The 24,698-nt window shown below is 45.1% G+C and carries 24 protein-coding genes; 23 read left to right on the top strand and 1 reads right to left on the bottom strand.

Going from position 1 to position 24,698, the window contains the following annotated elements; translation table 11 throughout:
• Positions 1-23: 23 nt before the first annotated feature.
• From MWG72_RS07915 to MWG72_RS07935, 5 genes are read left to right on the top strand one after another with little or no spacing between them, the layout of a single operon-like run.
• A complete protein-coding gene (locus MWG72_RS07915; protein WP_247143653.1) occupies positions 24-869 on the top strand; it encodes a hypothetical protein in 846 nt (281 codons plus the stop codon).
• Positions 866-1,609: an ATP-binding protein gene (locus MWG72_RS07920; protein WP_247143655.1), complete on the top strand. Its 744-nt coding sequence runs from the start codon at positions 866-868 to the stop codon at positions 1,607-1,609. Before MWG72_RS07915 ends, MWG72_RS07920 begins: the two co-directional genes overlap by 4 nt.
• Positions 1,606-1,857, top strand: coding sequence for a hypothetical protein (locus tag MWG72_RS07925; RefSeq protein ID WP_153566352.1), 252 nt, complete (start codon positions 1,606-1,608; stop codon positions 1,855-1,857). Before MWG72_RS07920 ends, MWG72_RS07925 begins: the two co-directional genes overlap by 4 nt.
• On the top strand, positions 1,854-2,369 hold the full coding sequence (locus MWG72_RS07930; RefSeq protein ID WP_247143657.1) for a RusA family crossover junction endodeoxyribonuclease: 516 nt from the start codon (positions 1,854-1,856) through the stop codon (positions 2,367-2,369). The genes MWG72_RS07925 and MWG72_RS07930 overlap by 4 nt, the downstream gene beginning before the upstream one ends.
• A 29-nt stretch (positions 2,370-2,398) precedes the next feature.
• Positions 2,399-2,842, top strand: a complete 444-nt coding sequence (locus MWG72_RS07935; protein ID WP_420908504.1) for a hypothetical protein — start codon at positions 2,399-2,401, stop codon at positions 2,840-2,842.
• A gap of 16 nt (positions 2,843-2,858) precedes the next feature.
• On the opposite strand, the gene MWG72_RS07940 is transcribed toward MWG72_RS07935, so the two are convergent.
• Entirely contained in the window at positions 2,859-3,728 is an 870-nt protein-coding gene (locus tag MWG72_RS07940; protein ID WP_247143659.1) for a DUF559 domain-containing protein, read from the bottom strand.
• A 205-nt stretch (positions 3,729-3,933) separates the two neighbouring features.
• On the opposite strand from MWG72_RS07940, the gene MWG72_RS07945 reads away from it, so the two are divergent.
• The 18 genes from MWG72_RS07945 to MWG72_RS08030 all read left to right on the top strand — a co-directional run bounded on the left by MWG72_RS07945 (position 3,934) and on the right by MWG72_RS08030 (position 24,668).
• Positions 3,934-4,275, top strand: coding sequence for a hypothetical protein (locus tag MWG72_RS07945; protein ID WP_247143660.1), 342 nt, complete (start codon positions 3,934-3,936; stop codon positions 4,273-4,275).
• A gap of 2 nt (positions 4,276-4,277) precedes the next feature.
• Positions 4,278-4,508 carry a hypothetical protein gene (locus tag MWG72_RS07950; RefSeq protein ID WP_174894504.1) on the top strand — a complete coding sequence of 77 codons (231 nt, stop codon included), beginning with the start codon at positions 4,278-4,280 and terminating at the stop codon, positions 4,506-4,508.
• A 3-nt stretch (positions 4,509-4,511) separates the two neighbouring features.
• The gene (locus MWG72_RS07955; RefSeq protein ID WP_247143662.1) at positions 4,512-6,170 is read left to right on the top strand and encodes a portal protein; all 1,659 of its coding nucleotides are present in this window, start codon (positions 4,512-4,514) and stop codon (positions 6,168-6,170) included.
• Positions 6,167-6,679: a Bbp19 family protein gene (locus MWG72_RS07960; protein WP_247143664.1), complete on the top strand. Its 513-nt coding sequence runs from the start codon at positions 6,167-6,169 to the stop codon at positions 6,677-6,679. The genes MWG72_RS07955 and MWG72_RS07960 overlap by 4 nt, the downstream gene beginning before the upstream one ends.
• Complete coding sequence (locus tag MWG72_RS07965) at positions 6,672-7,310, top strand: hypothetical protein (protein WP_247143666.1); 639 nt, start codon at positions 6,672-6,674, stop codon at positions 7,308-7,310. The genes MWG72_RS07960 and MWG72_RS07965 overlap by 8 nt, the downstream gene beginning before the upstream one ends.
• Before the next feature lie 14 nt (positions 7,311-7,324).
• Positions 7,325-8,224, top strand: coding sequence for a phage capsid protein (locus MWG72_RS07970; RefSeq protein WP_247143667.1), 900 nt, complete (start codon positions 7,325-7,327; stop codon positions 8,222-8,224).
• A gap of 172 nt (positions 8,225-8,396) precedes the next feature.
• Entirely contained in the window at positions 8,397-8,723 is a 327-nt protein-coding gene (locus MWG72_RS07975; RefSeq protein ID WP_224215522.1) for an Acb2/Tad1 domain-containing protein, read from the top strand.
• Positions 8,724-8,781: 58 nt separating this feature from the next.
• Entirely contained in the window at positions 8,782-9,345 is a 564-nt protein-coding gene (locus tag MWG72_RS07980) for a phage connector family protein (protein WP_247143670.1), read from the top strand.
• Positions 9,345-11,369, top strand: coding sequence for a phage tail protein (locus tag MWG72_RS07985; protein WP_247143672.1), 2,025 nt, complete (start codon positions 9,345-9,347; stop codon positions 11,367-11,369). Before MWG72_RS07980 ends, MWG72_RS07985 begins: the two co-directional genes overlap by 1 nt.
• A 2-nt stretch (positions 11,370-11,371) precedes the next feature.
• Positions 11,372-11,824: a GNAT family N-acetyltransferase gene (locus MWG72_RS07990; protein ID WP_247143674.1), complete on the top strand. Its 453-nt coding sequence runs from the start codon at positions 11,372-11,374 to the stop codon at positions 11,822-11,824.
• A 2-nt stretch (positions 11,825-11,826) separates the two neighbouring features.
• A complete protein-coding gene (locus MWG72_RS07995) occupies positions 11,827-12,210 on the top strand; it encodes a hypothetical protein (protein ID WP_247143676.1) in 384 nt (127 codons plus the stop codon).
• Positions 12,210-14,240 carry a methyl-coenzyme M reductase gene (locus MWG72_RS08000; protein WP_247143677.1) on the top strand — a complete coding sequence of 677 codons (2,031 nt, stop codon included), beginning with the start codon at positions 12,210-12,212 and terminating at the stop codon, positions 14,238-14,240. The genes MWG72_RS07995 and MWG72_RS08000 overlap by 1 nt, the downstream gene beginning before the upstream one ends.
• A complete protein-coding gene (locus tag MWG72_RS08005; RefSeq protein WP_247143679.1) occupies positions 14,240-17,065 on the top strand; it encodes a lytic transglycosylase domain-containing protein in 2,826 nt (941 codons plus the stop codon). Before MWG72_RS08000 ends, MWG72_RS08005 begins: the two co-directional genes overlap by 1 nt.
• A 103-nt stretch (positions 17,066-17,168) precedes the next feature.
• A complete protein-coding gene (locus tag MWG72_RS08010) occupies positions 17,169-17,429 on the top strand; it encodes a hypothetical protein (protein WP_247143681.1) in 261 nt (86 codons plus the stop codon).
• Between the two features lie 66 nt (positions 17,430-17,495).
• A complete protein-coding gene (locus MWG72_RS08015) occupies positions 17,496-20,021 on the top strand; it encodes a hypothetical protein (RefSeq protein ID WP_247143683.1) in 2,526 nt (841 codons plus the stop codon).
• A gap of 66 nt (positions 20,022-20,087) precedes the next feature.
• Complete coding sequence (locus MWG72_RS08020; protein WP_247143685.1) at positions 20,088-20,396, top strand: hypothetical protein; 309 nt, start codon at positions 20,088-20,090, stop codon at positions 20,394-20,396.
• Positions 20,396-22,084 carry a phage terminase large subunit gene (gene terL / locus MWG72_RS08025; RefSeq protein ID WP_247143687.1) on the top strand — a complete coding sequence of 563 codons (1,689 nt, stop codon included), beginning with the start codon at positions 20,396-20,398 and terminating at the stop codon, positions 22,082-22,084. Before MWG72_RS08020 ends, terL begins: the two co-directional genes overlap by 1 nt.
• A 10-nt stretch (positions 22,085-22,094) precedes the next feature.
• Positions 22,095-24,668 carry a hypothetical protein gene (locus tag MWG72_RS08030; RefSeq protein WP_247143689.1) on the top strand — a complete coding sequence of 858 codons (2,574 nt, stop codon included), beginning with the start codon at positions 22,095-22,097 and terminating at the stop codon, positions 24,666-24,668.
• Positions 24,669-24,698: the final 30 nt, after the last annotated feature.

Genomic DNA, 24,698 nt, shown 5'->3' on the forward strand with positions numbered 1-24,698 from the left:
ATAAGTTCGATCAGGGCTATGTTATGTCTAGTCGCTTGTATCGAAAAGAAGTGTGGCCATTCATTAGTGATGCTGCACGTAACGTCTATGCGGAGCTGGAAAACCGCATTAACGGACATAACAAGGAGTCTGATTTTGTCAGCTATTCACAACTTCAGGGTGGTGACTTACCAGGTGCGCGTAAATTAAGCCGTGAAACTGTTAGGAATGGCATAGATGAGCTATTAAAACTCAAGGTTGTTTCAATTGCTGGTACTGGTTCAAGGGGCGTAAAAAAATACGTTTTAAATGAGATATCACTAAAAGATCAGTTCACTAACAGGACTAGTTCGACTACCGAACCAGTTCGGAAAGTGAACCATACTAGTTCGACTACCGAACCAGTAACTAGTTCGGAAACCGAACACACAATAGATACTCCAATAGAATCTTTAGAAAATAATAAGAATAAAGCGCCGTCTGAATTTGTTCCTCAGGATCGTGGTGCTTTGAATTTTATTGATTACCACTCTGAGGATCCAAAGCTGTACACGCTGAAAGATCTTTCTGGGACCTACCCAATCAAACAGGATTTCATGGCGCAAGCAGCTCTGAGTTTTCCAAAGCTGTCACAAGACATCGTACTTGAACAACTCAAAGAGCTGGCGCAATGGTCAGTTGGTCAACCTGAACGTATTTCTCAAAAGTGGATGACCACTTGGTTGAACTGGTTACGCAATTACCAACCTGCAAAACCGAAGACTGAAAAACCAAAAGCCAGCAAGAAATCTAACGCAAATCTGAACGTGAATGATGCATGGAAAGATCAGGCAACTTATCACGCACCTGTTGAAAACTTCCAAGTGGATATCCCGGAGGACTTCGTATGAACGCAATGTCATCGTTTTCGTTTGGACTGAAAAAAGTTCAAGAGATCTGCAACAAGCATCAGGTCGCCATGGTTCAAGCAGGTCCATATCACAAGTGCCCTAAATGCGCCGTAGAGTTCCATGAAGAACAACTCGCACAAGCACAGGCCGAAGTGGATCGTCAGGTACGTGAAAAGCATTTTGCAGGTGCTCAACTGCCAGAGCGTCATGCTCAGTCAGGTTTTAAGAATTACAACGTTCAACACGCTGGCCACCAGAACGCTTTAAGACTTGTTGTTTCTCATGCTCAAAACATCTTGGATGGTCATAAAAACAATCTGGTGATGGTTGGCCCTACAGGTACAGGAAAAACCCATCTGAGCTGCGCAACGGCGAAAACACTGCTGAAAAATGGCAAATACGCACGCTACATCACCAGTGAGGATCTGGCACAACGAATCATGCACGCATGGGATGCACCAGACGCTACAGAGAAATCTGTAATCCATGATTTCACTCAATACGATTTATTAATTCTGGATGAATATGGATTGCATGACCGTGATAAGCGCCGGGAGCTGGTGCACAAAGTTTTATATGCACGCTATGACCGCATGAAGCCGACCATGCTGATTTCAAATTTAACCCTGGAAGAACTGCAAAAAGACTTAGGTGATCGTCTTTGGTCTCGTTTTCAGCAAGGTGGTTTAAGCGTAGTCGAATGCAATTGGAATGATCAGCGTACAGGTGGTGCAGCATGAGTATCAGTCAATCACACGGCCACATGTTTGAACTCACGATTGAAATCGTTTTGTTCATTACGTTCCGTAGGCAGAAAACCTATGTGCAGGATGTTCTGGATGATGTGGTTTCAGACGTAAGCAAAAGAACTGTGCAGAAGTATCTGGCATCACTTGAGAAGCTTGGATACATCACAGGCGATAAAAAATACCCACAAGGATTCCTGCCAACCGAAAAAGCTAAACAATTATTTGAGGCTGGTACATGACTGGAACCCGTTGGAGCGAAAAACAGTTAGAAGTTCACTTGAATAAGCACAATTTGCGCAAGGAATGCGCGACAGTGCAATTTAAAAACAAAATTGAAGCAAAGATACATGAAGCAGAAAAAAACGCCGTAGACGCGAAATTAGAGCGAAATAGCGTAGGGGGTGAAAAAGTTATTTTAGATTTTAATTTGCCGGCCATTCCTCCAAGCGTAAACCACTACTGGAAGAAATCTGGACGCGGTTTCAAGTTGAGTGATGAGGCAAGAGATTTTCATGACCTGGTGAGCATGTTGGTACCAAGAATCAAAACAGCAGCACGGTTAAAACTGGAGGTGACATTTCATTTTCCAAATCGGTTAAGACGGGATATCGATAATTACTTGAAAGCAACGATTGATAGCCTGGTGAAGTGTGAATTTTGCGTAGATGACGAACAGTTTGATGAGCTGATAGTACGCCGGGGCAATGTGGTTAAAGGCGGATTACTCAAAATAAAAGTGATGGAAATCTAATGAATATAGGGGTTGCTATGGGAAGTTCTATGGGGCTGCAACTAGTCGGTGGTGAGTGTGGAGATGGGGTATATACGAACTCCCCTCGCGCGCGCGCGCGTTTTATCAATCTGCATACCAAAAAGAAGGTCAAAGAGTTCAAGTTAAAACTTCGAAATTACAAGCGTCCAGACTTCAATCGCATGATCTTGGACTTAGGTAAATGCGGCTGGACACACGAAAAGATTGCAGACGTTCTGCCGGTGTCTGGTGCTTCTACAGTTTCAGAATGGGCGCGTGGTGGCGTTCCGAACTATGACAATGGCCATGCATTCATTCTGCTATGGCAAACAGAGACAGGCATTGTACGCTACCCACTGGAAGGTGAATGGATGACATACAAATACAAGATTGGCCAGATGGATATTTTTGAAGACGGCGGCCTATGTGACCAGGTGATTGATGAGTTGGATCAGGAGATCCGTTCTAATTAAGGGATCATTTGCCATATCATTTAATAGGGGGGGCGGTTTTTAAAAATCCCTCTCTAATTAATGAGTGTAGTAAGTAGTTGACAGAAATAGCATTATGAAATGTATTTTTAAAGTAATTTTTTATATCTTCAATTTGACCTTTGAGTAAAATTGAAAGATTTTCTTTATTAATTTTATTACTACCTTTACCTGCATGTTGGTATGGCATTTGAATACGAAAAACAGTAAAACCTTCACCCTGAATCATTGAGTCACGGAGCTTATCCTTTCTAACTTGTTCATCATTAAGGTGGTTTATGCCATCAAACTCAATGACCACTTTCCCTATTAAAAAATCCTCGACTATTCTTTCATGTTGCTTTGTATTATGATTTATTTGATCAGCAAAAATTGTCATATGTAGCTCTATTGTCAAATCAAGCGAAAATTTTCCTTTGATGTTTGATTGACCATTTCGTAAATCTGACTGTGAAATTTTATTCTCTGGTATAAACGTAAAACTAAAACATGCATGATCGCGCTCACCTAATAGATTGTTAACATTAATAAATTCTTCATTTAGGAAGCCTTGGGTCATTAGCGTGAAATTAAATGGTCTAGTTTGATTTGGACCATAATCAAGACTACTAACATATATTGGATTATTATCAGCAATACCAGCAAGCACTTCAATTAAGCATTCAACACCAAACTTACTACAATGCGGATCCGATAGCATCGCACATAATAGAAGGCTTGGTTTCTCTCCGATACGTTTAGATAGCTCTTGAATGTTGAAAGGTTTTTTTGTTTCGTTATTAATCTTATAACGTTGTTCAATTCTTTCTTCTAAAGATGGTAGGGTGGAAATATAGCGTGGATCAATTCCACGAATTATAGTAGCCATATGCCCTCTTTGAAAATATTTATTAAAGCTTAAAAATTTAAAGGTTGATAATAATGGGTGATCCTATTTCATTATGTCTGCTAAATTCAAATTAGACAATTACATAATTAAATTCTCATTATCTAACATAGAAATCACTCAACAAACCCCAACACCCATACCCCCACAGTAACCCTATTCAATCAACCACTGAATAGGGTTTTTTATGGGTACTCGCAAAGTAAATACACCAGGTGCAACAGAGAAGGCACCGGAACCAGTCAGCACAGCCGAACAGGCCGATGCAGCGTTAGAGCATATCACTGGCAACGATCCAGCACCTGAAGTACCACAAGACCAGTCTACTAATGAAACCAGTTCACTAGGTGCACCAGTTGAACCTGTCGAAGATCTGGCAGCCAAAAAGGAATATGAAGAATTCCTTCAATGGCGGAAAAACAAAGGTGAAGCAGTACAACCAGCTACACAGCATGCACCTACCGACCCGACAGCAAAGCGTACGCGCCAAGTTGTAGGCCCTAACGGCTGGATCACCGAGGAGTACTAACCATGTGTGGTGGATTCGTAGGCAAGGCCATTAGCACCGTAACGGATGCCATTGGCCTGACAGATACCAAGGCAGCATCCAAAGGCTATGACGCTCAGGCAGCAGAAGCCAAAGCCCGAGCAGAGGCACAGACAGCAGAAAACGAACAGGTTGCACAGCGTAAAAAGCGTAAGGCATCTGAGGTGCTTTCTTCTGCATCTGATGATGAAAAGAAATCAACACTAGGCGGATAAGGCATGAGTGATCGAGCAAGTCAAATTTGCAAACGGTTAGGTGAGCTTCGGGCAGAACGTGCCAAATACGAAGCGCACTGGACTGAATGCTACAAGTACGGAGCACCTGAGCGCCAACAGTGTTTTGGTGGTAGCTCAGGTTCTGAAGGCACCAGAGAGAAACAGCGTGCTGATTTGCTGGATTCTACTGCTGCCGAATCAATCCTGATCTTTGTATCTAACCTGATTGCAGGTACCACACCTGCAAACGCGATCTGGTTTAAAGCTGTGCCTGATGGCATGGACGATCAAGCCGAACTCACACCAGGTGAACATTGGCTTGAACAGGTCGCACAATTCTTATTCCGCAATATCCACGGCGCAAACTTTGACAGTGAAATCTACGACATGATCATTGATTTCGCCGTTGCTGGTTGGGGTGTGGTCTATCAAGACATTGACCGTGAGAAAGGCGGTGGCTTCACTTATCAGTGCTGGCCAATTGGGGAGTGCTTTATTGAGTCTACACGTCCAGATGGTCAAGTGGATACGATTTATCGTGAATACACTAAAACCGCTGCACAGCTGGTCAGTGAATTTGGTGAACACAAAGTAAGTGATGCAGTGCGTAACACTTACCAGACTCGGCCAGATGATCGTTTCAAGGTTGTGCATGTGATCGAACCACGCAAGGTCAAAGCATCAATGACCAACCGTGTATTGCTGCCAAAGAATATGCCGTTCGCTTCATATCATGTGGAAGTAGATGGAAAAAATATCCTGAAAGAATCTGGCTATAACGAATTCCCTTGTGCGGTACCACGTTTTAGAAAGATCCCGGGCAGCGTGTACGGAATCGGCATCATGTCTACGGCGTTACCAGATGCCAAATCAGCCAATGCTTTGATGCGTGACACCTTGCGCAGTGCTGAGATTGATGTGTTGGGTTTCTGGATTGCTGAGGATGACGGGATTTTAAACCCACGTACTGTACGTATCGGTGGCGGCAAGATCGTTACTGCAGGAAAAGTAGATGCAATGAAACGTCTGGATAGTGGTCGGGGCTTTCAGGTCGCAGATCCGTTACTGGATCGCATTCAGTCCAGCATACGCCGTAAGTTGATGGCGGACAGCCTGCAGCAACACTACAACACACCGCCTACAGCAGCAGAGATTTATGCACGTGTCGATATGATCCGGCAGCAGCTTGGCCCATTGTATGGCCGTGCGCAGGCTGAGTTACTTGTTCCTATCCTTGATCGTGCTTTTGGTCTGGCATATCGGGCAGAAGCATTAGGCGAAGCACCAGAGGATCTACAAGGTCGTAACCTTTCATTCAAGTTTATTTCACCACTGGCACGTGCTCAGAAGCTTGAGGAAGTGGCCAGTATTGAACGTCTGATGGCTTCACTTGGATCAATTATTGAAGTCGCACCGGATGCACTGGACAACATCAATCTTGATGCAGTACCACAAGTACTAGCAGCTGGTCTAGGCGCACCAACTTCAATCATGCGTACCACAGATGAACTTCAGGCATACCGTGAACAGAAAGCCCAGCAACAGCAACAGGCAGCAGCACAGGAGCAACAGGCAGCTATGGCGCAGCAGATGACAGGCGCAGTTGCTCAAGGTATGGGTAAAGGCTTGGAAGCGCAAATGGTCAGTGAGGTGATGCAATGATTTTAGGTTTTGCAGTAATGGCCATTCTTGCGCTGATTGCCTGCGCTTTGCTTTATGCGGCTGAAAACAAAGTAAATGAGTTTCGCAGTCAATTGATCAAGGAGAGGGAGGGAAATAATGAGCTTTCCATACTCCTCTATGAAGCTAGAGAGGAATTATCGACTCTCAAGGAACAATTATCTAATCCTGAATCTGACTTCAAAGAACTGATTCAGGAGCAAGAGGACGAATTAGGTTTTGGTCACCACGTCAAATGGCGCTCACATCGAAAGCCAACGGCGCAAACCTACCAGATTCACTTTGATATGGACGTTAATGGCCAGCGAATTTTAGAAGAACTCACCGTGCGGTTTAAACGCAATGCTTTCACTGACAACGAACGTGAGACATGCCGCCGTTTGGGCCGTGCCGAAGTCGTGGACTTCATTATCAACCGAATTAACACAGCAAACGACCCTCGCTATGACGAGAGCCTAGAACTAGCACACATGGAGCAAAACAATGAATGAACAACAGACAACAGACACACCAGACGTTCAAACAACTGAACAAACTCACACTACAACACCACCTGCAGGAACAGAAACGCAAACGGTGCCGGGTACTGAGACAACACAGCAGAACCCTGGTGAGCAAGAAACGCAAACAACTGAAACAGATCCAGCAAAAGCGGTACCAGAATCTGCCGATGCCTATAGCGTTTCAATTGATGGCTTCGATTTTGATGCATTTAAAGCGGATAACGCTGAAGTACTGCAATCATTCCATGATGAAGGCATGACCAATAAGCAGGTTGAAGCAGTCGTTAAAGCCTATGAACAGCATCAATCCGTGCAAATGGAAGCCTTACAGGAAGAATGGGGTAATGACTTTGGCGCAAATGTGAACTTGGCCAAACAGGCCATTGAAGCATTGGGTTTTCAGGCTTCGGATCTAGACTCACCAATCGGTGCGTTAAAGCTGGCAGCCGCTATTGGTAAGCACATTCAGGAAGATTTACCACCTTCTAACACACAGCAAAACGGTGGAGAATCCATTCAACAATTAATGCAGTCGGAAGCCTACTTGAACGACAAGCATCCAGACCATAAACGCGTCTATGCGCAGGTTGAACAGGCTTATGCGAAGCAATATCAATAAGGGGGATTTAGCCAATGGCTAACCAAAACAAAATCACAGCGGCGTTTGTTCAACAGTTCCATGACACATACGACGTTGCGGCACAGCAAAACGAATCACGACTACTTAAAACCGTTGTGAACCGTGGAAAAATTGAAGGTGAGTCATTCACCGTCAATGACATGGGCTCAGTGGAAATGCAGGCTTCTGGTGCTCGCTTTGGTGACACTAATTGGAGTCATCCAGATGTAGGTGTGCGTACTGCATTAATGTCTGATTGGGATCTATTCATTCCAATTGAACCGCGTGACCTGCCTAAGCTGAAGGCAATGCCGCAAGACAAATACATGAAGCTTTTGATCAGCGCACGTGAGCGCAAGATTGACGACATTATTTATGCAGCGCTTGTTGGTCCAGTGACTCGCAAAGTAGTAGACGATGCCGGTGCCACAACTGTTTCAACAGTGAACCTGCCAGCGGGTCAAATCATTGCGCCGGCTTTCGGTACGCTGAAAAAGCAGATCACCAAAGCAAAAACATTATTCCGTGCGAACGAATGTGATGAACAGAATGGCGAAGAAATCTTTATCACGTACACCTCGGATGTGCTGAATGAGTTCTTAAATGACACCGTGCTGACCAGCTCGGATCACTTAAACATTGAGATGCTTCGAAATGGTGCCATAGGTCACAAGTGGTTAGGTGTGACTTGGGTGGCTTATGAAAAAGTAGGTCAAGGCGCTACAGTCGGAACCAAGCGTCTAGCAATGTACTGTAAGTCTGCTGTCCATTTCGGTGATGCAGATATTACAAGCTTCGATATCTCGAATCGTCCGGATAAGAAGAACGCAAAACAGGTTGGTGGTGTTCATTCATTTGGTGCTGCACGTGCCAATGAACTGAAAGTCGTAGCAATCGACTACACACCAGCCTAATTAAGGGGCTTTGGCTCGGCATCTTGGGCATGGGGTGTCGGGTCTTTTTTATAAGGAGCAGCCAAAATGATTCAACTTCTGATGTGTCTTTTTGGTTTTCATGGTGCGACTGAGATTGGAACTGATACCAAGCCAGAGTGCCGCAATTGTTTGAAAGAACTGGAATAAGAATATGGAAAATCAACATCGTAAAATTAATGGTTATCGTGAGCTAACCAAAGAAGAAATTGATCTAATGAATCGCATCAAAGAGAAAGGTGCGGAATTACTTGCTTTACAAAATGAACTAGCTAATCGATTAAGCACTGACTTCGAATACAAACAAGCTAATGCTATTCGCTCGCAAGTCGCTCCAAATGATTTTGCAAGCGTTGAATATCAAGAGTTCAACCGATTTAAAGCAGCAGAACCACAACGCTGGGCAACGATTGGTAAGACTGATATTCAGACTGGAATTATGGCCTTAGTTCGCGCCGTAGCACAGCCAGCCGGTATTTGATACCCAACAAACCAGTCCTTAAAAGCCTTCAAGATCATTAAAACTTGAGGGCTTTTTTATGTCTATTACAACCAGAACTTCTATCTGCAACCATGCTTTAAGCCTGATCGGTGATCAGAATATCGCTTCATTTGATGAGAACACAGCACGTGCTGAGCGCTGCCGGAATATCTATGACCAGGTGCGCAAATCCATCCTGCGTGATCATCCTTGGTCATGTGCGAAAGCGCGTACCATTCTGGCACCAGTGACCACTTATCCGGCCTTTGGCTATAAGCATGCCTTTCCTTTGCCGCGTGATTACATCCGGATCGTGAGTGCCAATACTGAAAAATATGAAGTAGAGAATCGCTACATTCTGGCCAATCAGCAGCAGATCAACCTTGAATATATCTTTGACAACGATAACGAAGATTCTTGGGATTCGATGCTGGTGGAAGCCATGTCACTTAAAATGGCCGCCAAGCTATGCAAACCGAATACTGGTAGCGATGCAGCAGGACAATCGGCAGAAGCGCAATATCGTGATCTGATCAAGCGTGCACGTACGATCAATGCGCAAGAACGACCTTCTGAAGACATCGTGTATGAGGAATCACGCTATATCGGGAGTCGCTACTAATGAAGCAATGGCTACTCAAAAATAACCTGTCCAGTGGTGAGCTGTCACCGTTACTGCATACGCGAACTGATGTGCAGCAATATGCCAACGGCGCTAAAAAACTATTAAATGCAATTCCATTGGTAGAAGGTGGCGCAAAGAAACGACCAGGTACTAAGTTTCGCGGCATCTTCGCTGGTGCGTTGCGCCTAATTCCTTTTGTTCCGAACTCAGATAATCCATTTCTATTGATCTTGGGCATTAATACACTGCAGGTGTATGACCCTTTAACGCAATCTGTGGTCCATACAGGCAGTACGCCGTATAACACAGTGGCCAAAGTTTCACAGATCCAGGTGGCACACTCACGCTATCGCATGTTCTTTGTCCAGGGCGATCATCCGGTACATCGTCTGGTATGTAGCAAGGACTTTGACAACTGGAATTTTGATCAATTCACTTTTGTCACCGCACCGGTGGATGAAATCAATACCACACCTAACGTGGCATTAACGCCGACTGGCGTGGAAGTGGGTAAAACCATTTCACTGAATGCAGCTGCTTTTCCGAACTGGAGTTCAACAGAAAACTACATCATTGGTGAGCGTGTTATTTATCTTGGCCAGACATGGCGTGCAATAGCGGATAGCACTGGTAAGGTTCCAGCAGTCGATAGTACCGATTGGGAATCTGTGACTGCAGGTGATGCGTCTGTATTCATTCCTGCGCATGTGGGGGCAATCATTTCGATTAATGGTGGCCAAGTCAAAATTACTTCTTATGTTTCTCCAACGGGTGTGCTGGGAGAAGTCATTGTTAAGCTGAATGCAGACGTTCAAGCCATTGCCAAATCATGGATCTTAAATACTGCAGCGTTTACTGCAGAGACTGGCTACCCATCCACGGTGACATTCTTCAAACAGCGCCTGGTCTTTGCCAATACAAAGAACAATCCGAACCAGTTATGGGTTAGTGCAATCGGGAATGATGGTGATTTCTTGGAAGCAACGGACGATGCCAGTGCATTCAGCATGGCTTCATCTTCTGCACAGGCAGACAACATTCTGCATCTAGCACAACGTGGTGGTGTGGTAGCACTTACTGGTGGCTCTGAGTTCCTGATCAGTTCAGCCGGTGCATTTACACCAGCATCTGCCCAGATTGAACAGCACACAACCTACGGCGCACAATCCAACGTCCGTCCGTGTCTGGTGGGCAATGAGCTGCTATTTGTCCAGCGTGGCGGTAACCGCTTGCGTGCTTTGTCCTATCGCTATGAGGTAGATGGTCTGGTCAGTCCTGAACTGTCAGCCATTGCACCACACATTGCAGAGGATCATGGCGGTATCAAGGAACTGACTTATCAGCAAACGCCGTACAGCTTGGTCTGGATGGTGCTCAATGATGGCAAGGTGGCCAGTATTACCTTAAACCGCGATCAGGAGATGAATGCCTGGGCACAGCATGACTTTGGTGGAGCTGTTCGCTCAATCTGTGCCTTGCCTCAAGCTGCCGGCAATGATCTGTGCTTCATGCTGGTTGCGCGTAAATCAGCGGTTGTGCTTGAGCAGCTGGACGAAACATCATTCATGGATTGTGAGATTGCGCATAACGGCGCATTGGTAAACAGAAACCTGCATAACAGCACACAGTACCGATTCCAGAATGCAGATGGCTATTTCTACGATGACAATCAGCCAACATCCAGCACTTGGTTTGCTGGTCAGCCGTTCAATATGGAAGTTGAGTTTCTGCCACCGGATCACAGTCAAGTTCCCAATACTGCAATGTTCCATAAGATTCAGGCGCATGAAACGGTCTTATATGTGCGTAATTCGATTGGTGGCCAGTGTAATCAGTACGATCTGGAACATAAGTCATTTAATCAGTCTGCATTCCAGAACCTGACCTACACAGGGCCGGTCAGTGTCAGCATGAATGGCTGGGCTACCTTGCACGAAATGGAATTAAAAATAACACACAACAAACCGCTACCTTTCCACGTCCAGAGTGTAGCTATGTTGGTATCAATGAATGAGAGATAAAGATGCTTGTACGTGCAGCAACACTAAAAGATTTAGACACGCTTGTTGACTGGGGCAAGCGTCTAACCAATGAATCCCCACGGTTTAAGAAACAGGGCTTTGATGAAAAGCGGGCGCGTAATGTATTTGCGCATTTAATTAATGAGCTTGAGTCTATCCTGATCGTGATCGATGAGTATGAAAATCCAGTTGGCACATTAATTGGTGCGATTGATATTGATTGGCGAACAGGCCAGAAGCTTGCTTATGAGCAGGGTCTTTATGTTTTGCCTGAGTATCGTAAATCAGGTGCAGCCAGTGACTTGATTGAAACATTTAAGGTATGGGCAGAGATGAATGAAGCAGATCGTATTCAAGTCGGTACAACCACCGGCATTTATGCTGAACGTACTGTGAAGCTGTATGAATCTCTAGGCTTTGAACTGGTCGGCTATGTTCTGGAAATGGAGGTCTAATCATGTGCAATCCAGGCGGAATCATGCAAGGCGTTCAAAACATGGCAAATGCCCAAATGGCGGATGCTGTGTCCAAAGGTAATGCCAAAACTATCAACTCAGTCGCACGTGCAGAAGCCGAAAAGATGAAGCGGCAAGGCAAAAGCAATGCTTCAACGGCGCGTGCACAGGCTGCGGAAAATGGTGTGAATGTTGATGTAGGTGCAGCAGCAATGCTTCAGGATGAGCATATTTCTGATGCAGCCTATAACGCATCACTCAATATTTCAGATGCAGGTTATCAGGCTAAACAGGTTCGCATGCAGGGCAAAATGCAACGTAACAATTATGCAATGCAAGCCGCCTCTGACTTTATGGGTGCAGCATCATCAGGAGGATGGAAATAATGGCGTTAATTCCAAAATCTCAAGGTCGGGATGTGTCTCGACCAGTCATGCAGCAGCATACGCCGATGACCGGACTCGGAAGTATTGGTAAGGCAGTAGACGGCATCATTGAGGAGCGCAGAAGAAAATCTGATGAAGCCGATGTATCTGCCAAACGTGCAGAGCTTTATCACAATGATCTGGCCGAGAAAGAAGCCAAGGTTAAGCTAGATGATGTACTGACTACCGAGCTATCAGAGCAGGTAACATTGCTTAAAAACGATGTGGCCAACGGCGCAATGAATGCAGATGTAGCCAATAAAACATTACAGCAATGGTCTGAAAAGCGTTTCAAAGATATGGAAGGTGAGCTGCCCGGGCATGCACACCAGGCATTAAGTCAGCACTGGTCCAGCAATGTGACTCGTAATGCTACTGCATTCCTGCCGCTGCAGCTGAGTGCTGATAACAAAAAAGGTGAAGTACTGGCTGATCGTTATCTTGAGATTGGTACACGTATGGATCGTGAAGCCGGTGAGGAATACGTCAAATCCAATATTCAAAGCTTGAACATACCGGAAGCACAAAAACAGGCACTGATTTATAAATACCAAGGCACACGTGATCTGCAAGATATTGACGGACGTATCACCAGTGCCATTGAAAATAAGGACACGGCCAGCCTGCAGCAGCTTGTCACTGAAATGGATAACGGTGGTTTTGGTTATACAGACGGCCCGACACTGCAACAGAAAAAAGCACAGGCACTCAGCCGGATCGATGCAATCAATAAACAGGTTGAGGTAGAAGAAAATAAACGTCTGCAATTAGCCGGCAAAGTTCTGAATGATTTTAAATCTCAGGTGCTGACTGGTCGTGCTTTGGATGATAACTATCTGGCAAGTGTAGGCGGTGCAGTGGTCGGTACTGAACATGAGGCCGAATATAACTTCTACAAATCACAGTCCAATAATTTTCAGCAGTTTTCTAACCTGTCTACATCTGAGCAGCTAAAGCGTATCAATGAACAGAAGGCGCGTGCCAAGAATAGCAAGACCGCTGATGCTGTGAATGAGGAAAAGATTTTAGGCGTATATGAATCCATCCATAAGGAAAAGACAGAAACATTAAAAAATAATCCAAATCAGGCGGTACGCGAAGCAGGTTTAGAAACACATAGCCTGAATGCTGGTGAACTAAAAGCCAATCCAAAATCATTTGCTGCGAAAGCGATTGATAACGGCGTGAGTCAGTTGGCGCTTAAAGACCCAAACATTGTGGTGAAACCTATTGCTGCAGAAGATCTAGCAGAAGCCAAGCAAGCGTTTGAAGCCAAGTCTGTGAATGACAAACTGGACTTTATTGGGGAGCTGATCAACCAATCAAAAGGCGTACCGAATGGCAGTAAGATCTGGTCTGCAACCATGGGGCAGCTAGGGGGTGGTGATCTAACATACCTTATGGCGGGTGTAGCGCGTGCTAATAACTATCGTTCACGTGATGGTGAAGATGTAGCAGCAGCGATTATTTCCGGTACTCAGGCATTAAAGAATAAAGCCTTGGTTGTTCCAAAGGATGATTTACTACGTTCTGAGTTCAATAAGTACGTGGGTAATTCTGTCTCCGGAGAAACGGCAAATATGTCTTATTCGGCATTCAAGTCGATCTATGTGCATCTATCTGAGCGCAATGGCTACCAGCACAAAGACAAAGACGATATGAGCAAGGATCTGGCCAAGACTGCATTAAGCATGGCGACTGGTGGCGTATATGAACAAGGCGTGAAGTACGGCAACCAAAAGACATGGAAGGTATCGAAGCCATACGGTATGGATGATGACCGTTTTGAAAGTGAAGTCAGCAAAGGCTATGCCGCGATTTCTCAGGCCACTGGTATCAGCACGGCCGAACTGCAAGATTTACGCCTACGCCGATCTGACAAGCGATCTAAAAAAGGCGAGATCCAATATGACTTGATCAATGAACGTGGTGCGCCATTGCAAGTGGGTGGCGTGATGTGGCGGATCAATATGCAGGGAGCAACCAAGTAATGAGTAACTGGCTATCTGAATACTCTACTGATGACCAAAAGCAGGTCGATCAGCTGAATACACCAGGTGTGGCGTTTAAGCCGCTTGAGCAAAAAGAAGAATCTGGCGCACTGTTTAAAGTGGCTGCACCGTTTCGTGGTGCGGCAGCTGGCTTTGCCAAGGTCGGTGATGCGATTGCTGCACCAGTTGATGCCGTTGTGGATCGTGTTTCATATTCCCTTGATGATGTGGGCAAGGAGGAATTTAGCGAGCCGTATTCTGCCTATAAGGAGCGCAAGCAAAAGGCGCGTGATGATCTGGTCTATGAATCGATTGATTATCTGCAAGACAAAGAGAATACCGGCACAGTCGGCAATATCGCATTCAGTCTGGGCGACTATGCAACACGTGCTGTGGTTGGTAGCGCCGTTGGTGGTATCGCTGGTGCTGCGGCTGTAACCGGTGGATCTGAGACCAACTATGTCTATGGTGACTTAACCCGTGACGGGGTGGACGAAGAAACCGCTTTAAAAGTCGCTTTGACTGATGGTGCTGTGGCTGCGGTATCAACTGCATTGCCTATGTCCTATGGTTTTAAAGGCACAGGTGGCGTGATTAAAGATGGCCTACTTTCCGTTGGTGGTGCATCTGGTCTGTCCATTGGTGGCCAAGCTGTATCCGGTGCAATTCTTGAATCTGAAGGCTACGACAAACAGGCTAAAAAATACGAAGTCACAGCCGAATCAGTCACGACGGATATCTTGCTGAATACTATGTTTTTCGGTGCAGCACGTGGTGCAGGCAAGTATTTTAATAATCCCGATGTCACACCAGAACAGCAGCAGGCAGCACTGGTTTTAAATGAATTGGAGTTTGAGGAAACGCTGACACCAGTAAACCCAGCCGATCCAATCCAGCACAACAACCATTTAAAAAACCTAGATGCATCAGTTGAAGCAATTCGCATGGGTCGACCGGTAAACGTGGTGCATCCGGTGAAAGGTGAGGATAAACAGAAGCCAGTCAATTACGACACTATGGCCTTACCAACCAATGCCAAAACGATTGCACTTAAAGCACAACAGGCCGGGATTCCTCCAAATGTAGCTTTAACCATTGCCCATATTGAAACGGGCGGTTCATTCAGCCATACAGCCAAGAATCCAACATCATCCGCACATGGTCTGTTTCAGGTGCTGGATAAGTCGTGGAGTAACTTGGGCGGCGGTGATCGATCCAATATTGATGAGCAGATCCGTATCGGCTTCAAGCACATGAAGCAGGCAGAAAGCCATATCAAGAAAAGTATTGGCCGTGAGCTGCAACCACATGAGCATTATTTAGGGCATTTACTTGGACCAGGTGGAGCAAGTGCAGTTTTAAAAGCAGATCCAAATGCAAAGCTGATCGATGTCGTCCGCAAATATGATCCAAAGAATGCCAATGACATTGTGAAAAACAATGCCATGGAGGGCATGACAGTCGGGCAGGCTATTGGCAAATGGCGTAATAAGTGGAACAGTCTAAGCGCTCGATATGGTGGTAATGGTACCAGTACTGCAATCGGCATGGATGGCTCAAGCTATGACATGGCCTATGAGGTCAAATCACTGGATGAACTGATTGCATCGAATGATCTGGCCTATGGGGTTAATCCGCTTTATCCAGCTGAACTGCAACCGCGTGACCGTACCCGGGAAGCATCACGCCAACAGATTGAACGTATGGCCGAGGATCTACGACCTGAGTTGCTTGGCGAATCTCCAAAGCTATCTGATGGTGCACCGATTATCGGCATGGATAATGTGGTGGAGTCTGGCAACGGTCGTACACTGGCCCTTGCAAAGGCTTATGAATCTGGCCGTGCTGAAGAATATCGGGCATTCCTGGAGCAATATGCAGCAGAACGCGGCATTGATATTGCCTGGATCAATAATCCTGTTTTAGTCCGAACACGTTTAACCGATACAGACCGTACGCAATTCGCAAAACTGGCCAATGAATCCGATGTTGCGCAGTACTCCGCAACCGAACGCGCTGTGAGCGACTCAGATCGTCTGCCTGATGCTTCTTTGCTGACAATCAATAATGACGGCACAATTAACCTTGATGGATCGATGGACTTTGTGCGCGGCTTTGTAGGCTCATTACCAAAGTCAGAACAGGGCACAGTCATTACCGGTGACGGACGTTTAAGCCAGGAAGGAAAGCGCCGTATTGAATCTGCAATCATGCAACGTGCTTATGATGATTCGTCACTGATTGGCCGTATGGCTGAGAATCTGGATGATGACAGTAAGACAGTATTGAATGCCTTGCTCCGTGCTGCACCACAATTGGCACAGCTTGATAGCCTGGTGAAACAAGGTGGCCGTCATCAAAACACTTTGGCCAAGGATTTGGCTCAGGCAGCGCAAAAGCTCAGTGACCTGAAAGCCAATGGCCAGACCGTACCGGATTATTTAAATCAGGGTCAGCTCATCGATGATGGACTTTCACCTGGTGCGCGTGACTTCTTAAATGTCTTTGATCAGAACAAACGTAGTGCTAAGGCCATTTCAGACAATATTCAAAGTGAGATTGACCGGATCGAGGGTATGGGCGATCCGCGTCAGGGTTCATTGTTTGGTGATGGTCCAGAAGAGTCAGCCGCTTTAGATATCATCATGCAGAATCCTGATCAGCAGATTTCTGTTAGCCGTATGCGACCAGATGGGGAAATGGAAGAAATCACAATGACCTTGCGTGAACGACTGGATGAAATGCAAGCTGAAGCACGTCAGGCACAAGAAGATACTTTGGCCGCACAGACTGCCATTAGTTGTGCTCTACAGTTTGGGGAATAATTTTTATTTTTCAAACTTTAAAGACATGTTTTATTCACTTTATAATTTATATATGGGATAGTTTGAAATTAATTTTCTAAATTTGAATTTTGGAGAGACTTGAATGTCAGTTGCTCAAAAGTTACATCATTATCTTTGTCATGCCTCTTTCAAAGATAAAAAATCTGGACATGAATTTAATCAAGATATTCGTTTAAATTTTACTATTCCAACGAATAAAATTACAAAATCTTTTCTAAAGAATTTCACCCAAGAAATTCAAACTGAAACGCAGAAGAAACACCCTGAAATGGAAATTTATGACGTGTATATTAATTCAGTTTCTTATCTGGGTGAAATGACAGAAGCAGAGTTTAATTCCTAATTCATACCCAACAAACCACACTCTTATTAATGCTCAGATGATGAAAATTATCTGGGCATTTTTATTATGAAAGACCAATGCAAGGCCGCCGTAGCAAAAGCACTCGGCAAGGCCACACTAAACCAGCAAGAAGCAACCGATATTGAAAACCGCATTAAAGATGCAATGAAGTCTTTGGCCAAAAAAGATATTCAGAACTGGCGCAATTTATCCGATGCTGAAAAGTTAGTGAAAGCCGGTGAGTTTGTCTCGGAAGATATTCAGGCACAACTAAAACGAAAACATGCCATTGCAGCACGTGACATTCTGACTCAAAACAAGAACCTTGCCTTGCTAGATCATCCAACATTATCGGCCAGTGAAGTGGTAGATCGTATGGTGGCACCGCATGGTGATATGTCCGGCATTCAATCGATTGATTCTAAATCCCGCGCGATTGCAGCCATTTACCGTGGTGAACTGGTGGACTTCTATACCAATGTTAAAGGCGGTTTAGGTGTATTCACCGATGCAGAACTAGTTCAGAAGATCGTACGTGAACGATTCAATGACAGTACCGGTGATCCGTTGGCCAAGAAGATTTCAGACAAAATGGGTGAAGTCTTTGAAGGCATGCGCGAACGCTTCAACCGTGCCGGCGGTGACATTGGAAAACTGGATGATTGGGGACTGCCGCAGACACATAGCTTGGAAAAGATTGTATTAGCCGGCAAACAAGCTTGGGTGCAAAAGGCAGAAGGCTTAATCGACACTTCAAAATACGCGCATGAGGATGGCACGTACTATTCACAGCAAGAGATCCGCGAACTACTCGAATATTCATTCGATACCCTGAGTAGCAACGGTGCAAATAAAACTGAAATTGGCCGTCAGTCCTTTGGTGGTAATTCCAAAGTCACCAGCCGTCATTCTGAAAGCCGGGTACTGCATTTTAAAGATGCTGAATCGTGGATGGAATATCAGGCTGAGTTCGGTGGCATGCCGTTTGTAGACCTGGTGGAAGCGCATATTAATGGCTTATCTAAAGATATTGCTATGGTTGAAAATCTGGGCAGTAGTCCTAAAAATGCCATGCGCATATTGATGGATGCAGCAGAGCAAAAGGACTGGTTAAAGGGTTTAGACCAGAACACGACAGGCAAGAGTCGTAAACGTGCACAGACCATGTTTGATGAGTTCTCGGGCCAGAATACACCGCAATCCGAAGTACTCGCCAATCTTGGTCTGGCATATCGATCTATGAACGTGGCATCCATGCTGGGTGGTACCACAATTTCATCCGTCACCGATCAGGCCATGATTGCAAAGACTGCATCGATCCATGGTATTGCCTACCGTAAAACTTTTGGTGAATTGATTTCACAGCTCAATCCGAAAAATAAAGAAGATCGGGAGCTGGCGCACAGCCTAGGTCTGGCCACAGAGGAAATGCTTGGCTCTATCGCACGTTGGTCGGATGATGGATTGACTTCCGTACATGGCAAGTCACAGAAACTGGCACGTGTGTCCAGTGGTATTGCTTCACAAGTTATGCGTATATCTGGCCTGAATGCACTCACAGCAGCTTCAAAAGTCGGCTTTACCAAGATGCTTATGCATAAATATGGCACTTTGACCCGCAATAAAGCATGGGCCGATCTGGATGCCATGGACCGTGAACTCATAGAAAAAACGGGACTGAATGAACGAGCTTGGGAAGTCATGCGCCTGGCTGATCCGGTGGTGGATCGTAAAGGCAATCAGTTGATGTCTGCGCGTTCTATCTATGAAATTCCAGATAGTGATTTAACTAGGTTTGGCGACCCACAAAAGGTACGTGACGAAGTAGCCACACAGTTTCAGGCACACTTGCTGGATGAACAGGGGATGGCCGTAGTTGAAGCCGGATTGCGTGAACGTACATGGATGAGCGCAGGACAGCGAAAAGGAACAGGCATGGGTGAACTTGTGAAGTCTATGCTTCAGTTTAAGTCATTCCCAGCAGCATTTTTAATGCGCCATGGTTCACGCGCAATGGCGCAGGATGGGGTGAAAGGTAAAGCAGCTTATGGCGTTTCATTATTTGCCATGACCACATTACTTGGCGCACTGGCTGTGCAGCTTAAAGAGCTAGCCAATGGTAATGACCCTTCTACCATGTGGGATAGTGATGATCCACAAAAGGCTATGAATTTCTGGACACGTTCAGCGGTTCAAGGCGGTGGCTTATCCATCCTTGGTGATATTCTGGTGGCGGGTACTGATACTTCAGGGCGTAGTACCTCAGATTTTATGGTAGGTCCATTGGGGTCAGACGTTAAAGCTGTGCTCGGTTTGACTGTAGGCAACCTGACGCAGTACTACGATGACAAGGACACTAATGCATCTAATGAAGCATTCCGCTTACTCAAGAACAAGATCCCTGCACAAAACTTGTGGTACACCAAAGCCGCGACTAATCGCCTAGTCTTTGATGAAATTCAGGACATGATTGCCCCAGACTACCGTGAAAAATTATTGCGTAAAGCCGAACGTCAGCACGACCGGACACGCTTCTGGGGTGATGATGTAGGTGACATTCAGATGCCTGATTTTGAACGTGTCGTGCAGTAAGTAGGACACCCAATTAAGCTCAACCGAACCCCCTGTATATATGGCTTATATACGGGGGATTTTTTTATGCGTGATGACCAAGTAGAACGAATCAAATTACTTTCTGAAGAAATTGCAGACGACATGGTCAGTACTGCGGAAGCTGCAATTGATACCAATATCGGAACAAAAGTAGGACGTGGGGATAAAGCTTTTTTATATGGCATCGTGAAAAATCAGGCTGGCGTCATGGCGACTCTGCAACGTGTTTTAGATGTGAAGTCAGGCAAGATTCCGCCGATCAGTGCCACCAAAGAAACTCAGGAGAAATACGAACAGCAACTGATTAAAAAAGCCGAAGAAGCAGCCGCAAAACTTAAACAACGCCTTAGCTAATGACTAAACCTAAGATTTCATTCTTAGCGTTCTTTCTGCTTTGGGCTGAGCTACAAGGCTGGAAGGTTCCGCTATTTCATGTTCAGGTCTGTATATTCCTTGAAGATTTCTATCTTAAAGGTCGTACAGGTTTGCTTATGCTGCCGCGTGGGCATTCCAAGTCCAGCATTCTGGACGTATTTAACGCCTGGGTAATTTACTGCTGGCCACACACACAGATTCTACACCAGGGCACAACCGACTCAGATGCATATAAGTGTTCAAAAGGTACGCGTGATGTCCTCGAAAAGCATCCACTGTGTATTGATAATCATAATGTCAGCATCCGTCAGGGTGAGATTGAACGCTGGTTTGTAAATGGCACGTTAGATGTTCGATACGGCACTATGTTGGCCAAAGGAATTCTTTCAGGTGTAACAGGTCACCGTGCACACTTTATCCAGAATGATGACGTTGAGACACCGCAAACCACGGCCAATCCGGAACAACGCGAAAAGCTGCCGAAAAAACTATCTGAGCAGACACACATTGCGATACCAGGTGCAAAGAAGCTTTGGATCGGTACACCACATACCCACGATTCACTTTATGAAAAAATCAAAAAACAACGAAAGGTAGATAAATTAATTCTCAAAATGTTTGAGCACGAAAAGCGTTTTGAGGATACACAGAAAGGCCAGAAGGTTTTACTTGATTTTGAGCCGGTTCATGGATTCTCAGGCATTGGCGTTGGTGCAAAGTATCTGCATAAAGGCGAACACTATGAATGCCGAAAGCTAAAAAATGTCTGGGAAATTACATTCCTTGAATCTAACTATGTTGTGGATTTCTATTCTGAAGGGCTATGGGAAGAACGCTTCACACCTGAAGAAATGGAGTTCCGGCGCGAAGAATGTAAAACCCTGAACGAATGGGATTCACAGTACCAGATGCATGCCAAGCCGATTGGTGATGTACGTCTAGATCCAGACAAGATTTTGGCTTATGACTGTGAGCCGGTGCTGAAACGTGCCAATGGTGAATACTTCATGATGCTAGGGGAACGCCGTATTGTCGGTATGTCCGCTAAGTGGGACCCATCATCAGGCAAGCTTAAATCAGATATTTCATCCACTGCATTGGTGCTGCATGACGACCTGGGGAACAAGTACTGGCACAGATCCATTGCATTGACCGGTCCCGATATTATTACCAATGAAAATGGTGAAATTATTGGTGGTCAGGTATGGCAACTTTGCGATTTGATAGAAGAATTCCATGTACCGAAAATTGTAATTGAGACCAATGGTATTGGTGGCTTTGCAGGTTCCTCACTTAAAGCGGCTTTGAAGAAGCGAAAACTTCGTTGTGGCGTGGAAGAACGGCATGCATCCCAGAATAAAAATAAGCGCATTCTTGAAAGTTTTGAAGGGCCGCTTATGTCCGGTCTACTTTGGGCGCATATCTCTGTCCTTGTGGTAAGAAATCCAGATAACACCGAAGAAGATGCACCAGCAGCTAAACAGATGCGTGAATGGAATCCAGCCGTTGCCAACCAACCTGACGATTACATGGACTCAGCAGCAGGTGCAATCGTAGACCAGCCGGAACGAGTAGGCAAAATACACAGAAATAATGAGGTCAATGAAAGCCCTAATTGGAGGACAAGCGGTGGTGTTGTTGAAGCCACCTTAGATTTTGAAAATTAAGGGGCAGATCATGACAGTTCCAGAACAAACGCCGTATATCGAACATACTGGAAATGGTGTCACAACCAGCTTCGCGCTGAAATTCCAGTGTGAATCAAAAGATCATTTAATTGTGCTGGTGGATGAAATTGAACCACCGATTGCAACGTGGAGTTTAACCGGTGGCAACATAGTATTCACCACTGCACCAGCTTCCGGTAGCAAAATTATTTTACAGCGAAATACACCATTCAGCCGTACAGTTGATTACCAGTCTTATAACAATTCATTCCGTCCACCTGCTGTAAACAAGGATTTCGATTGGATCTGGTTAAAGCTTCAGGAGTTAGGGGTAGCGGATTGGATTCTAGGTAATCGCATTGATGCTCTTAAAAACTATGTGGATGATCGAGATGATGAGCTGCGGGCTTATCTTATGGAGGAGATCCGCAAGCAGGGCGTAGCTTTAGACCAGCTAGATGATTATTACAATTACTTGATGCAGCGATTAGCACAAATTGCCGTTGATAAAGGATGGAATGCTTCTTTTGTTGTTTATCATGGTATTTCTCAGAAAAAAATAAATGATGGCTTAGATTCAATCGCAGAAATGTTGGCGATTCAAAACCCATTCAACGGCATGCGCGTTTTTGTAAAATCTTACCGCCCTGGTAATGGCGTTGGGTACTTAGGCGAGGCAACCCCGTACAAGGGCGGTAACTGCTTTATCTATAAGTCTTCCAGAGCGGCTGAAAACGATGGCGTATTTGTCTTTAACGGTTGGGAGCGATTCCTAGAGTCTGATACTTATTCACCATACATGGCAGGCTGCGCATGTGACGGCGTGACCGATGATGCACAGAAGCTTGATAAGCTAAACTACGCATTACAATACAATAAACTGAAAGGGCGCGTGGTATTCGATAAAGACATTTTTATCAATAGTGAACTTCCGCGTACCGGAAGCATGACGCATGTGTCTACAGGGATTAAATGTGGTGTCCGGCTTGTTGGTGGGGTTCATTATGAGATTCAGTCGGGAGTATCAATAAAGATCGGTAGCTATTTTAACAATAGTGAAACTCAGGTTTTCTGTGCTGCGAATCCTAGTAACCCGAGCGACTGGACAGACTTCTTTCCGCAAGATGATGTCCACCTATTCGGTGCTGGTACGATTGATAGCACTCAAGCTGGAAGCATGGCATCGCAACATTACAATAACCGTTACTTGGTGTTTTTGGGCGGCTGTACCAACTTCCATATGTATGGTTTGACAACTGTTGGTGGTGATTACGGCAATATTGTTGTGGGTCGAAACAAAGCTAAAGGGATTCGTTTTTACAACAACCACGTTAAAGACACAACAGTCACCGCTTCAAGCAGCCACGACCATAGTTCGATCTGGACCACCGCTCCGGACTGTAAAGTCTACAATAATAGATTTACAGACTCATCACCAAAAGCACAGATTCAAATGTGCGCTTTTGAGTCGCATGGTAATGAGCACTATTTCTATAACAACACCGTGGACGGTTTTCTTGTGTCCGTTCTGCAATGTGCCTACGGCTGGGATCTTACAAACCAACCCACCAAAAATAATATGTTCGTCTACGGCAACAACTCTAGATCATGGTACTTCATGCAACTGTGGTACAAAGGCGGAGCTTTCCAGCCTTATGGCTTTATGGATACCTTTGATAACGTGCATACAGCTATGCCATACATATCAAGAGATGCACTAATAGCAGCAGGCGTTAAAGCCAGTATTGTGGATATGCGTAAACTTTTAAAGCGTGCATTTTTGTCAACGAATAATGCTATTGCCAAAGACTACGAGATGACTGTGCAGAAGGCACTCCAGTTTCATGATAACAAGTTCTTTGCTAGTTTTAGCCCTGAGTTGGAAGAGCAGTTTTATGATATGGAAATCCTGATGAATGAAGGTATTCATATATTTGACAACTACATGAAGACACCTAAGTTATTCACTATCAAGAACCAGTTTACGCATTTGGGTGTGGACTTCCCGCATGTAATTAAAAACTACATCTGGAAGAACAACACGGTTGATTACTCTGGTGCAATGTCCACAAAGCCAATACTTGAGTTAAATGTACATCGCCTCAATGGATGTACCTTCGAGAACCATATTGGGCAAACCTATCCAACTGGTTTGCCTTCACGCACAGGCGGTTCTTTCAGTGTTGTTGACCCTGATAACTCGAAAGGGAATAAACTATCTTTCACGTTCGATGGTCAAACTAACATCACTGCTGGTATCTCAGGATTCGGGTCTATCACTAACGCCCCATTTTTTGCTAATAACAAGATTATCGTTGATCAAAAGTTGACTTGTTATTTGAAGCCACTGAACAGTGATCCGAAGCGCGCACAGTTTTACTGCACCGATGGGAATAGAAACTTTTCAGGTATTGAGGTGATGTCCTATCCGGCGGCGGCTTTTGGTAGCTTCCCAATGCCGGCGAAGTTGTTTAACTCTTCGGCGCATACCGACCGTTTTATCGGTGTGTCTTTCGATTTTAGCGACACGAATACAGATACCACCACAAAGAGTGGATCAGTGTTTGCAAGGCTATTTAACTAAATAGAAAGCCCTTCGGGGCTTTTTATCAAA

The sequence above is a fragment of the Acinetobacter lwoffii genome, from assembly GCF_022967985.1.
Lineage (GTDB): Bacteria > Pseudomonadota > Gammaproteobacteria > Pseudomonadales > Moraxellaceae > Acinetobacter.